Origin of the sequence: Pseudomonas sp. AL03, assembly GCF_029960815.1 — a bacterium.
In the GTDB taxonomy this organism is placed as follows: Bacteria; Pseudomonadota; Gammaproteobacteria; order Pseudomonadales; family Pseudomonadaceae; genus Aquipseudomonas.
In genome coordinates this window covers 1-13103 of sequence record NZ_JASBRE010000016.1, presented here as the reverse complement: position 1 = coordinate 13103, position 13103 = coordinate 1, and the positions used below count along the sequence as shown (strand labels likewise).

The 13103-nt window shown below is 59.3% G+C and carries 12 protein-coding genes; 6 read left to right on the top strand and 6 right to left on the bottom strand.

Annotation, left to right across the window (positions count from 1 at the left end; translation table 11 throughout):
* Positions 1-9 precede the first annotated feature (9 nt).
* Both QK293_RS16415 and QK293_RS16410 read left to right on the top strand, forming a co-directional pair.
* The gene (locus QK293_RS16415) at positions 10-1182 is read left to right on the top strand and encodes a hypothetical protein (RefSeq protein ID WP_282378778.1); all 1173 of its coding nucleotides are present in this window, start codon (positions 10-12) and stop codon (positions 1180-1182) included.
* 145 nt (positions 1183-1327) lie between these two features.
* Complete coding sequence (locus QK293_RS16410) at positions 1328-1852, top strand: SET domain-containing protein-lysine N-methyltransferase (RefSeq protein WP_282378775.1); 525 nt, start codon at positions 1328-1330, stop codon at positions 1850-1852.
* 6 nt (positions 1853-1858) lie between these two features.
* On the opposite strand, the gene can is transcribed toward QK293_RS16410, so the two are convergent.
* Positions 1859-2503, bottom strand: coding sequence for a carbonate dehydratase (gene can, locus QK293_RS16405; RefSeq protein WP_282378773.1), 645 nt, complete (start codon positions 2501-2503; stop codon positions 1859-1861).
* A 153-nt stretch (positions 2504-2656) separates the two neighbouring features.
* Between can and QK293_RS16400 the strand changes: the two genes are divergently transcribed.
* Positions 2657-3061 (top strand): serine kinase/phosphatase, encoded by a 405-nt coding sequence (locus tag QK293_RS16400; protein WP_282378771.1) that lies wholly within the window; start codon positions 2657-2659, stop codon positions 3059-3061.
* A gap of 44 nt (positions 3062-3105) precedes the next feature.
* Here QK293_RS16400 and rimI read toward each other — a convergent pair whose 3' ends face one another.
* A complete protein-coding gene (gene rimI / locus QK293_RS16395; RefSeq protein WP_282378768.1) occupies positions 3106-3558 on the bottom strand; it encodes a ribosomal protein S18-alanine N-acetyltransferase in 453 nt (150 codons plus the stop codon).
* Positions 3551-4291: an energy transducer TonB gene (locus QK293_RS16390; RefSeq protein WP_282379056.1), complete on the bottom strand. Its 741-nt coding sequence runs from the start codon at positions 4289-4291 to the stop codon at positions 3551-3553. Before QK293_RS16390 ends, rimI begins: the two co-directional genes overlap by 8 nt.
* Before the next feature lie 206 nt (positions 4292-4497).
* Between QK293_RS16390 and mksB the strand changes: the two genes are divergently transcribed.
* From mksB to mksF, 3 genes are read left to right on the top strand one after another with little or no spacing between them, the layout of a single operon-like run.
* Entirely contained in the window at positions 4498-5787 is a 1290-nt protein-coding gene (mksB, locus tag QK293_RS16385) for an Mks condensin complex protein MksB (protein WP_282378765.1), read from the top strand.
* Entirely contained in the window at positions 5777-6484 is a 708-nt protein-coding gene (gene mksE / locus QK293_RS16380; RefSeq protein WP_282378763.1) for an Mks condensin complex protein MksE, read from the top strand. The genes mksB and mksE overlap by 11 nt, the downstream gene beginning before the upstream one ends.
* A complete protein-coding gene (mksF, locus tag QK293_RS16375) occupies positions 6481-9321 on the top strand; it encodes an Mks condensin complex protein MksF (RefSeq protein WP_282378761.1) in 2841 nt (946 codons plus the stop codon). Before mksE ends, mksF begins: the two co-directional genes overlap by 4 nt.
* A 75-nt stretch (positions 9322-9396) precedes the next feature.
* On the opposite strand, the gene QK293_RS16370 is transcribed toward mksF, so the two are convergent.
* From QK293_RS16370 to QK293_RS16360, 3 genes are read right to left on the bottom strand one after another with little or no spacing between them, the layout of a single operon-like run.
* Positions 9397-11700 carry an MlaD family protein gene (locus tag QK293_RS16370; RefSeq protein ID WP_282378759.1) on the bottom strand — a complete coding sequence of 768 codons (2304 nt, stop codon included), beginning with the start codon at positions 11698-11700 and terminating at the stop codon, positions 9397-9399.
* Entirely contained in the window at positions 11693-12316 is a 624-nt protein-coding gene (locus QK293_RS16365; protein WP_008145542.1) for a paraquat-inducible protein A, read from the bottom strand. The genes QK293_RS16370 and QK293_RS16365 overlap by 8 nt, the downstream gene beginning before the upstream one ends.
* Positions 12303-12962 carry a paraquat-inducible protein A gene (locus QK293_RS16360; RefSeq protein ID WP_282378755.1) on the bottom strand — a complete coding sequence of 220 codons (660 nt, stop codon included), beginning with the start codon at positions 12960-12962 and terminating at the stop codon, positions 12303-12305. The genes QK293_RS16365 and QK293_RS16360 overlap by 14 nt, the downstream gene beginning before the upstream one ends.
* Positions 12963-13103 lie beyond the last annotated feature (141 nt).

Here is a 13103-nt window from a genome sequence, read left to right as displayed (position 1 = left end):
GATCTGAGCATGTTCAAGTTCGCAGGACTCACCTTCGCGGCCCTCACCTTGAGTGCCGCCGCCCATGCCGATGTCGACCTGAAGCTGGGCAGCACCGAACGCGTCACCCGCCTGTTCGCCTACCCCAACAATTGCAACGTGATCTGCTTTCGCAACTGGACGCTGGAGCAGACCGTCGAGCATTACCTGACCCAAAGCGTGCAGCGCGATGGCTACAACGCGGCGAAGGTACTGATCAAAACCGATAACGATCAGCTCTACGCCGAAATCAGCGGCGTACCCGATGGCTATGAAAAACCGTTGGCCGCGTTGCTCGATGCCGGCGACCTGGCCTACACCGGCGCCAGTAAGCTGAATGCCGATGGCAAGTGGGCTTATAGCTGGTATCTGTTCCTGCCACTGGGCATGGCCCTGGAAAACCGCAAAAGCATTGAACTGTTGCACTTCCCGCCAGACTATTCGTTGACCCAGGCTCAGGATTACCTGCGATCTGCCACCACCGATCGCTGGGCCACACTGCTGACTGACAACGGAATCCCTGCCGACCAGACTCCGGGCTACCAGACCATCATCGACATCGCACCGATTGCCGCGCCGTCCAACGCAGGCAAGGATCTGGAAGGTGTCTACGACTACTTCAAGGACTACCAGACCACCATGGTCAAGCAACTCAGCCAGAACGCCAGCGGTGCGGCATTGCCGATGGTCGCCTTCGGCGCGCCAGTGCGTAACTGGATCAAGCAGCAATACGGGCCGACCGTGACCGTGCTGGGCCTGGTCAGCATCAGTCCGAGCGACGGGGTGAAAGTGCCAGTGCTGGGTTCCAACCACCCAAGCTATATCTGGTACGCCGCCGACCCGGACACCTATACCGGCAACGATGCCCAGGCCAAGGCCGACGCGGCTGGCCTTAAAGTCATGGGCCAGGATTTGAGTGCCGCGTGCTGGCAGGCCGCCATGGGCCGCCAACCGGACAGTAATCCCGACGTTGAACTGAAAAGTTGCACCCAAACCTGGCAAGTGGCCCAGCCAGAAAAAACCTGCGAGCTGTTCTATACCTCGATCCGCAACCTGACGCCGCAACAAGCCGTGGCCAAGTGCGCGACGGCACCGATCAAATCTCAGCTCAAACAGCTGAAAGCCCCGGTGCCCGCGACTGCGATCCCTGCCCCGCATCTGTAAAACGATGAACGGCGGGTCTACTGTCAGTTATGCCAGTAGACCCGCTGTTTCATTTGCGAGAGGCTTGAGACGCACCCAAGTGTTGCAGAGCTGACAGGATCGTCAGCTGAAAGAGTTCGCAGCACCCAGCCGGACAAGGATCGTTATGAAAACCCACGCCCTGCACGGGACTCTTGCGCAACCACCCGATGGGATTTATCCATTTGCGGAGTTACCCGTTCGCCTTGGATTCCCCTCCAGGGTCGACTTCGAGATTATCGACAACGCCAACGGATCGGCGGCAGCCGTCGCAGCACTTCGAGACTTTCCACGCATCAGCCGAATTTGTCGGGCGTCGGGGCACCTGCTGCCTTATCGATGCCGGCATACCCGACAACTGGCCCTTGGCATCCATGTCTACGACCCGCGCTTCTGCGGGCTGCTGCGTCACTCCTGCGACCCTAACGTATTTCTCGACATGAGCGAGCTGTGGTTATGGGCGCTAAAGGACATCAAAAAAGGCGAACAGCTAACGATGGACTATGCCGCCACTGAAGACAAACTCCTGCATCAGTTCGCCTGCCGGTGTGGCTCGCTCGACTGCCGAGGCTGGATCACCGGCTACGATGAACAGCCGAACGCCGACGGCCAGTTGTTTTTGCAGCACTGGCGTCGGCGAACGCTCTGTTGAAGGGCGTTACAACGCCTCGACCGGACGCAAACGGTATTGCGGCGGCAGTTGCTCGAAGCCACTGATGGTCGCGTTCAGGCTTTTCCAGCGACCGTCCTTGATGCCATAGATGCAGCCGTGAATCGACAGGTTCTGTCCGCGGTGCCAAGCGTTTTGTACGATGCTGGTGTGCCCGACGTTAGCCACTTGCTGGATCACGTTGAGTTCGCAGAGACGATCGACCTGCTCTTCTTCGGTGGGCAACGTGGCGAGTTCTTCGCGTTTTTCATAATAGAGGTCGCGAATCGAGCGCAACCAGCCGTCGATCAGACCCAGCTGACGGTCCTGCATCGAGGCGCGCACGCCGCCGCAGCCATAGTGGCCGGTAACCAGGATGTGCTTAACCTTGAGCACGTCGACCGCGTACTGAATCACCGACAGGCAGTTGAGGTCGGTGTGCAGCACCACGTTGGCGACGTTGCGGTGGACGAACAGGTCGCCGGGCAGCATGCCGACGATCTCGTTGGCTGGCACGCGGGCGTCGGAACAGCCAATCCACAGGTATTCAGGTGTCTGTTGGCGGGCCAGCTTGGAGAAGAAGTCCGGATCTTCCTGCTTGATCGCTTCGGCCCAGCGTTCGTTGTTATCAATCAGATCTTGTAATTCGTTCATGCTTTGAAGCCTCGATAATGATGCGCTGGTTTGACAGACAACCGTCCATCGGGGTCACGTGCGCGATGCATATTTGCCGGTGTTGCGAGTCGTTGGAATTCTCAGCAGCCCAGTAGGTCCACCCTAGTAAGGCCCACAGTATGAGGAATTGCCATGACTGAATCACGACGTCCGTACGATGCGGTGCAACCCGAGCCCATCGATGACAACGAAGACCGCATGGGATCGATGCATGAGCTGGATTTCGACGAGGAAACACCCAGCGGTAAAATCGGCGACGAGCTGCCGGAAACGGAGCGCGAGCGGCTGATGCCTCGGGATCGAGTGCGTGAAGCCGGCATGACGGGGGCCTCGACCAGTGACCATGAATCCACCGACGACGACATGAGCCCGGAAAATCTGATCCGTGAAGACGGCGCACGCGATGCTCATGAGGCCGGCGAAGGCGAACAGGCCGATTGGGATTTGAGCATTGTCGATGAAGACGACATTGGCGGTGGTAATGGGCTGGATGAGGCGGAAATGGCGGAGCGCGATCCGATAGACGGTAATCGTTGATCTGTGGCGAGGGAGCTTGCCTCCCTTGCCACAATAGCAATACATCAGTCGACCAGAGTGCAAGCCATGACGACGGCGTCTTCGCGCCCACCGACGGCAGGATAGTAATCCCGGCGCCGACCGATCTCGTTAAACCCATAACGCTCATACAACTTAAACGCACCACGGTTGCTGTCTCGCACTTCCAGAAAACACTCCCGCGCCTTGGCCTCATACGCCCGGGACATTAAATGCTCCAGCAACGTCAAGCCCAGGCCACGGCCCTGGTTTTCCGGTTTGACGGTGATGTTCAGCAGATGCGCTTCATCCAGAATGATCTGCACCACGCCATGACCGACCTGCTGCAGGCCTTCGAACATCAGCCAGATCTGGTACTTGCCCAGGCCATCGAGAAAAATTCCGCGGGTCCACGGGTGGCTATAGGCCGCGTATTCGATTTTCAGTACAGCGTCCATGTCCGCCTCGATCATTGGGCGGAACGATACAGCGTCACTCATTCGATTCTTTCCAGCGCACCATCAGCCGACGCATGGCTTGCCAGACATCAGCCTTACGCTGTGGCTCTTCCATTAATAATTCCAGACCCGGCAGGGCCCAGACCGAGCCAAGGCCATCGACCTGGAGTTCACGGTTGAAGGATTCGGCGTTCGCTTCACCGGCGAAACGCACCGCCGGCAGGCCGATCAGCCACACGCAGACGCATGGAGCGTCTTCCAGCCGGGCCGAGAGAAAACCTTGCACGAAGTCGCGAGCCGCTTCCGGGCCTTGATCCATGGTGCCCCGAACCAGCAACGGCCAGCGCACCGGCTCACCGACGATTTGCGGGCTGTCCGGCAGACCGGCGGCACGCAGCATGTCCTTGAGCAACAAATAGGCGGGGTCGCGGGTCTGGAACGATTCGCCTGTGGGCAACTCGACCAACAGCAGGCAGCGCCCGGCCCGCAGCAATTGCAGGGCGAAACGCGGCGGCGGCACGACCGACGCCTTGACCGCGACCGGAGCCGCCTCTTCTTCGACCTTGGCGTTCGTGCGCGTGCTGGCCAACGATGGCCGTGGCACGTCGATTTTCACCCGTTCGGCCGGTTTGACCACGGGTTCCACGGGGGCCTCAGCCACAGGAGCCGGCGCCACCGGGGCAACGACCAACGGCTCGGGCATCTCCAGCAGTTCGGGGCGCGAGGGCGCTGCAAAGGGCAATTCGGTGCGCGGCAGCCAGTTGACCACCTGCATGGCGGTCAAATAAGCGCGGCGACGGGACTCGATAAGCAAAGGTCGGCCACTTGTGGATAACTAAAGTGCGGTGATTCTACCGCCCTTCGCTCAAGATCGCCCACGCTTGATCGATAGAAAGCCAACTGTCCGTCCCGAGAGTGAATCGACACGCCTGCGATGCAGTACAATCGCGGCTTTTAATCGCCAACAAGCCGGCCATTCCGATGATCGAACCCAAGCGCGTCTTGCGCGCCCTCGCTGAACACTGGGCACTTCTGGAGCCACTGTGCGAGCACTTCGACCAAGGCACCTTGAGCCTCAACGAACTGCGTACGCAACTGGGCGCCCAGCAACTGGACAGTACGCCGCAGGACATCACCAGCCTGTTGGACGTGTGGATCCGCCTCGATATTCTGGTTCCCGTGGCGAAAAGCCCGAACCGTTTCGAGCTCAACGCGCAGATCCACGACTTCCTCGCTTACCTGCGCCGTGAGCACCGTCTGGGCCTGTGCCTGGAAATCGAAGCCTATTTGCGCCACCTCGAGCGTCTGGCCGGTTACATTCAGGACGCCTTCGACATCCGTGATGGCCACGACCTGGCGCGCCAGTTGCGCCTACTCGACATGCGCGTACGGGACGTTCTGAAGAAACTCGCCAACGACGAGCAGGCCCTGGTGGCCGTCGCCGAGCGGGCGAAGACCAGCGATCGGCAGATCCCGCTGCGTCAGCGTTACGCTGAAGTGCTTGCGACTTGGGACGAATACGTCGAGCCGATGATTCAGTTGGTGAACGCCGACGGCGCCTTCGAACAAGGCGTGCGCAAGGTCGAAAACGTCCTGCTGAAGATGCTCACCGAGCAGCAGCGCCTCGGTCATCTGGTCGATGACGACATGCTGCTGCGCACCCACGCACGCATCCTCGAAATGCAGACCAGCGCCCAGCTGACCCTGCGTCATGCCCGCGAACTGCTGCTGCCGTTGCGTGAAGAAGCTCGTCGGCACAATGCCGTGACCCGTGGCGCTGCACTGGCCTTGTCGGCCATCCGCCGTAAAGGTATTGATGCCGTGCCGCAAGCCGCCATGCCAATGTTTACCCGACCGCAAAGCACGTTTCTCGGCAGCGCCAGCCAGGTCGAAGCCTACGTTTATGCGTTGGCCCGTTTCGAGCCAAAACCGGCGCGCTTCCCCAAGGCCCACAAGACGCAGAAAGGTGAAGCACCGCGCGCGCCACGCACGGTTCGGGAAATGCTCGAACGCTGCGAAGACGCCCTGCCGATGCCGGACCTGATGACCTGGTTGCTGGAGCAGGAACCGGACGGCGCTACCGACGAATTGCTCTACTGGTTCTCGCGCCTGTCGCGGGAAAAACGCTTCAACCGCGAGCGTCTGGAACGCCGCGATTACCACACTCACGAGCACCAGGTCAGCCTGCGCTCCTTCGCCCTGCTCTCGGCCCGCGACAGCGCCGAGGATTCTGCGAGCACACCCTATGCAAGTACTCCCCATGCAACTTGATCTATCCGAACTGTCCCAGCTGGCGCCGATCTTTCGCGAGCTGTTCAAGGGCTACCACGTCAGCCGCCGCGACCCAGAGCTGTGCGCGCAACTGTCGAACTTCCAGGACCAGTACCGCACGCTGTTCAAGGCGTTGGGCTTTGAACTGGTCTGCGACACCCGTGGCTTCTACTACTTCGTGCCGGACCTCGCTGCGGCCGCGGTGAACAAGACTGCCCAGCGTCTGGCGCTGTTCACCTTCATCCTCGTCGAGCATCTGGCTGATCAGGGCCGCGATCCAGTTGCCGTGCTTGATGGTGGCAGCCTCGGCCGCGATGAATTGCCGTCGCTGCTGGAGAAGTACCGCGACCTGTTTATCCAGGCCGAAGTGCAGACCGTCGAAGAACTCGAAGAAAAAATCATGCGACGCATGACTCAGCTCGGTTTCGCCGGCGAAGAAAACGGCATCTACCGTTTCCTGCCGCCGATGCACCGTTTCCTCGATGTCTGCCTCTCGGTTCAGCAGGATCGCGATCTGGCGGCCAGCCTGCACAGCGTGCTGCCGCTGCCGCTGCCGGTTCCAGTGCTGATCGATGACGACAGCGACGAAAAACTCCTGGAAACCGATGACCCGCTGGACCTTAGTGACTTCGCGGAAGAAAGCGAAGAAGACGCCATGGCCCGTGCCATCGCCGAAGAACAGGAGACCGACGCATGAGCAAGGAACGCTACGGCATTCGCCGCTTCGCCCTTTTAAACACCGCCGGCTATAGCCTCGGCCTGTTTCCGCTGGAAGAACCGTTGTCGGTTTACGGCGCGAACAACCTCGGTAAATCCGCCTCGATCAACGCCCTGCAGTTCCCGATTTTGGCGCGCATGTCGGACATGAGTTTCGGCAAGTACAGCCTGGAACAATCCCGGCGGTTCTACTTCGCCTCGGACACCAGCTACATTCTGGTCGAAGTGTCCCTGCCCCACGGTCCGCACGTGATCGGGGTGGTCGGTCGCGGCCCGGGCGGTGGTTTCGGGCACCAGTTTTTTGCCTACGCCGGCAAGCTGGATTTGGCCCACTACCAGAAAAATGACACCTGCCTGCGTCAGAAAGAGTTGTTCACCAACCTTGAGCGCGAAGGCCTGAAAGCCTACGAGCTCAAACCTGATGAGCTGCGTCGTTTATTGGTCGGCGGTCACACGTCGATCCCACTCGACTTGACGCTGATCCCGTTGCGCTCCACCAGCGAACAGAGCCTGAAGACGTTCCGCGCACTGTTCATCAACCTGCTGCACATGCGTGAAATCACGGCGGCCAAGCTCAAGCAGCTGTTTCTCGATGCGTTCGAACACAGCCTGCGTTCCGGCAGCGTCGACTACATTGCCGCGTGCGAAGAAGCCTTCCGCGATGTCCGTCGCATGGAGCAGGACTACAACTCGCTGGTCACCGCTGGCCCATTGGTCGAAGCGCTTGCGGCAGGCGTGACCCAGCGCAACATCCTGCGCGGCAAACTGCACCGGATCTCGCCGCTGCTCGATTCCCTGCTCGGGACCTGGTCGGACTACGCCAGTGCGCGCAAGGAAGAGCTGACGATTCAGGCCGAGCACTACCGCAACGAGCAAGACGCGCTGCAAAACGATCAGCGCGGCGGCACTCAGGAGCTGATGCGTCTGGAACGGGAAATCACCGGCATCCAGCGTTGGCTCGGCGAGTTGTCGGTGCTCAAGCATCGCTTCGCGTTGGTTACTGACGTCAAAGTCCTTGAGCAGCAACTGCTCGCGGCCAAGGACGCACACGATGAATTGGCCGGTGCGCTGGCGCAGTCGCGGCAGTTCAGCGCCGAAGATTTGGAAGAGCGCCTGCGGGATCTGGAAAAACGCCTGAAGTCGGTGAAGCAGCAACTCGATCACGCCGACAACAACAGCTACGCCCGTCTGCGCGAGGAATTCTCGCAACAGGATGTCGAGCGCCTGATGCGCCTGTTCAACAGTGCGCTGTTCAGTCTGCCGCTGGGCGAGCATGGCATCACGCTGGACGAGGACGGTCAGTGGGTCAAATCCATGGAGCTGATCCTCGACGGCTTCAAAGGCGAGCGCTTCGAAGTGCCGGGCCTGTCCATCGACATCTCGCACATCGAGCCTCCAGCGCTGCAAGCCCTGGCAGACCGCGCGGCATTGCGCGATCAGAAAGAGCGTCTGGACAAAGAACTCAAGCAACTGAAAACCCAGCAAGCCGTGGCCGCCGACCGCGCCGCGAGCAAGACCCAGACCGAAGCGCTGTACCAGCAAGTGCTGGATGCGCAGAAAGCGTTGGAAGATTTCCGCCGCGCGCAAACACTGAGCGCCGAGGAAAGCGACAAGCTGGAGCAGCTGGCGCAGATGGAAGCGGCTCAGGACGAGTTGAAGCGTTCCAGCGATGCCTTCACCGAACGCGTCCAGCAACTGTCGGCCAAGCTGCAACTGGTCGGCCGGCAGATCGGCGACATGGAAGCCAAGCAACGCACCCTCGACGACGCCCTGCGCCGCCGTCAGTTGTTGCCGGCAGACCTGCCGTTCGGTACGCCGTTCATGGACCTGATCGACGATTCCATGGACAACCTGCTGCCGCTGCTCAATGACTATCAGGACAGCTGGCAGGGTTTGATGCGCAGCGATGGCCAGATCGAAGCGCTGTACGCTCAGGTCCGCCTCAAGGGCGTGGCCAAGTTCGACAGCGAAGACGATATGGAGCGTCGCCTGCAACTGCTGATCAACGCGTATGCGCACCGCACCGACGAAGCCCTGACCCTTGGCAAGGCTCGCCGTGCGGCGGTGACCGACATCGCCCGGACCCTGCGCAACATCCGCAGCGACTACGACAGCCTCGAGCATCAACTGGCGCTGTTCAACCGCGAGATCAACAAGCGTCAGGTCTCCAACCTGCAGAGTTTCCGCATCGTACTGGCGCCGAACAGGGAAGCGCTCAAGCACATCGACCAGATCATCCACAGCGCCGGCCAGTACGAAGAAGGCGAAACCCTTTCGGTTTTCGATCTGAGCCAAAGCGCGGATCAGGACAACAAAAACGAAGAAGCCAAGGAATACCTGGCGCGGCTGGTGGCGGCAAACCACAACCAGCTCGGCCTCAAGGACTTGTTCGAGCTGGCGTTCGAGATCACCAAGGTCAACGGATCGCCGGTGATCCACACCGACATCGATGGCGCCGCCTCCAACGGCACGACCATGACCATCAAGGCGCTGACCAACATGTACTTGTTGCTGCACTTGATGGACCGCGATCAGGCCGGTCGCGTGCGCCTGCCTTACTACCTCGACGAGGCGGCGGACATCGACGAAAAGAACCAGGCAGCGCTGTTGGAAACCAGCTTGCAACTGGGCTTCGTGCCGATCCTGGCGAGTGTGAAGCCGCAGGTCTGCGCCAGTGTCGCCATCGACCTGGAAGGTGGCAGCGGGCCGAACGGGATCTACATCGACGAGGCGGACTGGAAGTACATCCGTCGACACGATGAGGTGAAGGCTGCCGTTACCGTTGAAGCGGATGAACCGGAGCTGGATGCGGTCTGATTTGTGTTAATCGACAGCAATAAAAAAGGCCGCGATCCAATGGATCGCGGCCTTTTTCATGCCTTTTTTTTGGGCTTACTTGCCGATTGAAATCTTCGGTGCCCAGGTCAGCCATTCGTCTTCGAACTTATCGAACAGCGGAAACGTTTGCTCAGCTAGCGCCGGACCGCCCATGCGCTCACCGTCCGGCGTGGCGAAAGCGATGCCGCCCTGAATCAGCGTCTCCAGCGATTCGGTACGCATCGTCGCCCCTTTGAACAAGCCGTAATCAAAGCCAAAACCACTGGAGTTCCAGAAACGCGTGCCGCTGCGCACCAACGGCGCGTACTTCGGCTCGATCAGGATGTGCACCAACACGCGATCGGCGGTCTGGCCGAGTTCATAGCCCGTCACTTTGCCCACGGTGATCTCGCGATAGGTGACCGGCACACCGGTTTTCAGCGAACCACGGCGTGCAGCACTCAACACCAGACTCAAACCGGCTTCTTGTTTAGCGGTTTCCGGCGGATTGGCCAGGGCGACGAAGTTCTTCTGCGGGCCGAGGTTTTTCGCGGCCGGCTGCACTTCGATGTATTGGCCTGTGACCAGCGTTTCAAGGTTGGACGTCTTGATCAAACCCAGTTCAGGTTTGACTACCCAGAACTGACTGCCAACCCGAGCGATACGCTCCGGCACTTCTGTGATTCGTGCGGTAAGCATCACCGATTGCAGGTCATCACTGAGGTCGACGTCCTCAATCTTGCCAACATCCAGGCCTTTGAATCTCACAGGTGTGCCGTTGCGTAAGCCATCGGCGCGATCAACCTTGATCGTGACCACGGTGCCTTTATGGTTGGCCTCGTCATGGTTGGCGAACAGACGAAAACGTGGAATCCGCTTCTGCAACGGCGCCTTGGCTTCCGGGGTTTCGAAAGCAATGCCGCCGGCCATCAGGCTTTGCAGCGACTCACTTTTGACCTGGATCCCCCCCGTCAGTCCCCCCGTCAGCGTGATGCCGCTGGCATTCCAGAACCGTGTCGAGGCATTGACCAGACCTTCGTATTCCTTCTCGATGTGTACACCGATCACCAACTGTTTTTTGGTGCGCGAGAACTGATAGCTCTGGACCGAACCAACCTTGACCTGTTTGTAGAGAATCGGACTGCCGACTTCCAGGGAACCCAGGCTTTCCGTGAACAACACCAGGTGCAAACCCGGAGAACGCAGATCCAGCGGCGGAGCCTTGGGTCGCGCCACGAATTCACGTTGCGGCGCTGCGTCTTTGTCGCCAGGGCGAACGGCGATGTAGTTACCTTTGACCAGGGCTTCCAGGCCGGTGATCCCCGCCAGCGAGATCGACGGTTTGACCACCCAGAACTGAGTGCCTTCAACCAGGTAATCTTCGGCCAATGGATCGAGGGTCAATTCGGCGGTGGCGCCAGACAGATCCGGATCGATCTTCAGCGCTTTCAGATTGCCGACCTGGATGCCTTTGTACATCACCGGTGTGCGACCGGCCTGCAAGCCTTCGAAATCGCTGAGTTTGACCTTAACCCGAATCCCGGCAGCGGCCGCATCGAAATCTTCGTAGAGACGGAACGGCAGGCTTGGGTCGGTGGGCGGACTGTCCTTGCGGTTCTCCGGCGTGGCGAACGCGATACCGCCGGCGACGATGCTGGCCAGGGACTCGCTACGCACTTTCACGCCCGACAGGCTGGCGTCGATGCTGATGCCGCTGGCGTTCCAGAAACGCGTGTGTTTGCGCACCAGTTTGGCATAGGTGGGTTCGATGAACACTTTGAGTTCAACCGTGCTCTGGTCTTCGGAGAGCAAGTAGCTTTTGACCTGGCCAACCTTGATCTGCTTGTAGAACACCGGACTGCCGCGGTTCAACGAGCCGAGGCGATCAGCCTTGATGGTCAGGTGCAAACCCGGCTGAGCGTCCGACAGCGGCGGCTCTTCAACCAGGGCTTTGAACTTTCGAGTCGGCTCACCTTCGCCCGGGCTTATCGCGACGTAGTTACCCGAGACCAGCGTCTCCAGGCCAGTGATACCGGCCAGTGTCACGCTCGGTTTGACCAGCCAGAAACGCGTGCTGGTCCGCAGGTATTGCTCCACGTCCTTGTTCATCTCTACGGTGGCGATCACGCCCTTAGAGCTGCCTTCGTCATCAAGCTTGAGGGTCTTCACCTTACCCACCGACATGCCTTTGTAGACGACTTCGGTCTTGTTGGCCTGAATGCCTTCACCACTTTCGAAACGCACCTGAATCTCGATGCCGGTCTCGTTGTAGGCACGCCAGCCGAGCCAGCCGCCGATAATCAGGGCGATCAGGGGCAACACCCAAATAGCTGACCAGTTCGAGGCTGGTCGGGTTTTTGCTGTAGGCAAATCAGTCATGGTCGTCGTCCGACTCCGTGTTATCCCAAATCAGTCGGGGATCGAAAGTTACTGCGGCAAGCATCGTCAGAATCACCACACTGGCGAAAGCGATGGCGCCAAGATTGGCTTCGACGCTGGCAAGCCGTCCGAAATTCACAACCGCCACCAGGATGGCGATCACAAAGATATCGAGCATCGACCAGCGGCCAATGAACTCAATAAAGCGATACATCCAAATACGTTGGCGAGCCGACAGTGGCTGGCGGCGCTGCACGGAAAACAGAAGCAGTGCGATACCCACCAACTTAAACGTTGGTACCAAAATACTGGCGATAAAAACCACGGCGGCGATGGGGATCATGCCGTGCTGAACCAGTTGGATCACACCGGACATGATGGTGCTGGGATCGCCCTGCCCCAGTGAGCTGACGGTCATGATCGGCAGCACGTTGGCCGGGATGTAGAGAACCGCGGCGGTCACCAGCAACGCCCAGGTACGCATCACACTGTTCGGACGACGGGCGTGAACCAGCGCACCGCAACGGGTGCAGACCTGCTCGTCGGTGTCGGCTTCCTGCTTGTTCAACTCATGGCATTCGGCGCAAATAAGAATGCCTGCATCAATCGCCCGCATGGGCATCCTCTCCTGATAAAGCCTGCCAGATCTGATGAGGCGACATCACAACCTCCAACCAGACCTGAACCAACAACAAACCGATAAAGCACGCCAGGCCAAGACCGACGGTAATTGCTGCCATATCTGCCAGTTTGACGATCGCTACCAGTACGCCCATGAGGTAGACCTCGAGCATCCCCCAATCGCGTAAATGGTGATAAATGCGGTAGAGCAACAGGCCGTAACTGCGCCCGATATCAAAACGAATACTCAGCAGTACAGCCAGTTGGCAAAGCAGCTTGAGCAACGGGATTCCCATACTGCAGAGAAACACCACGACTGCTACACCCTGCATTCCGGTATCGAACAGGCCAACAACGCCACTCCAGACAGTGTCATCCGATGACTGCCCGAGTAGATGGAGCTGCATGATGGGTAAAAAGTTCGCAGGGATATATAAAAACAGAGCGGCGAGAACCAAGGCGAGACTGCGCTGTACGACGTTATGCCGATGGGCGTAGAGCTCGTAACCGCAGCGCGGACAGAGCGCTTTCTCGCCATGGGCGAGCTCTGGCTTGCGCATCAGCAAGTCGCACTCATGACACGCTAGCAAGTCGTCCAGCGGTAATTCTGACAGCCCAGGGGCGTCAACCGGATCTGGCATAAAGGCTCTGGCTCCGAAAAAGTTGGACCTATTCTAGTGTCATGGATCGAAAATAACTGTGCAAATTTGTGCTGTAACTGAAGGCCACTTTCCTGCGGACAAAACAAAACCCCTACCTGCATACGCAGATAGGGGTTTCGG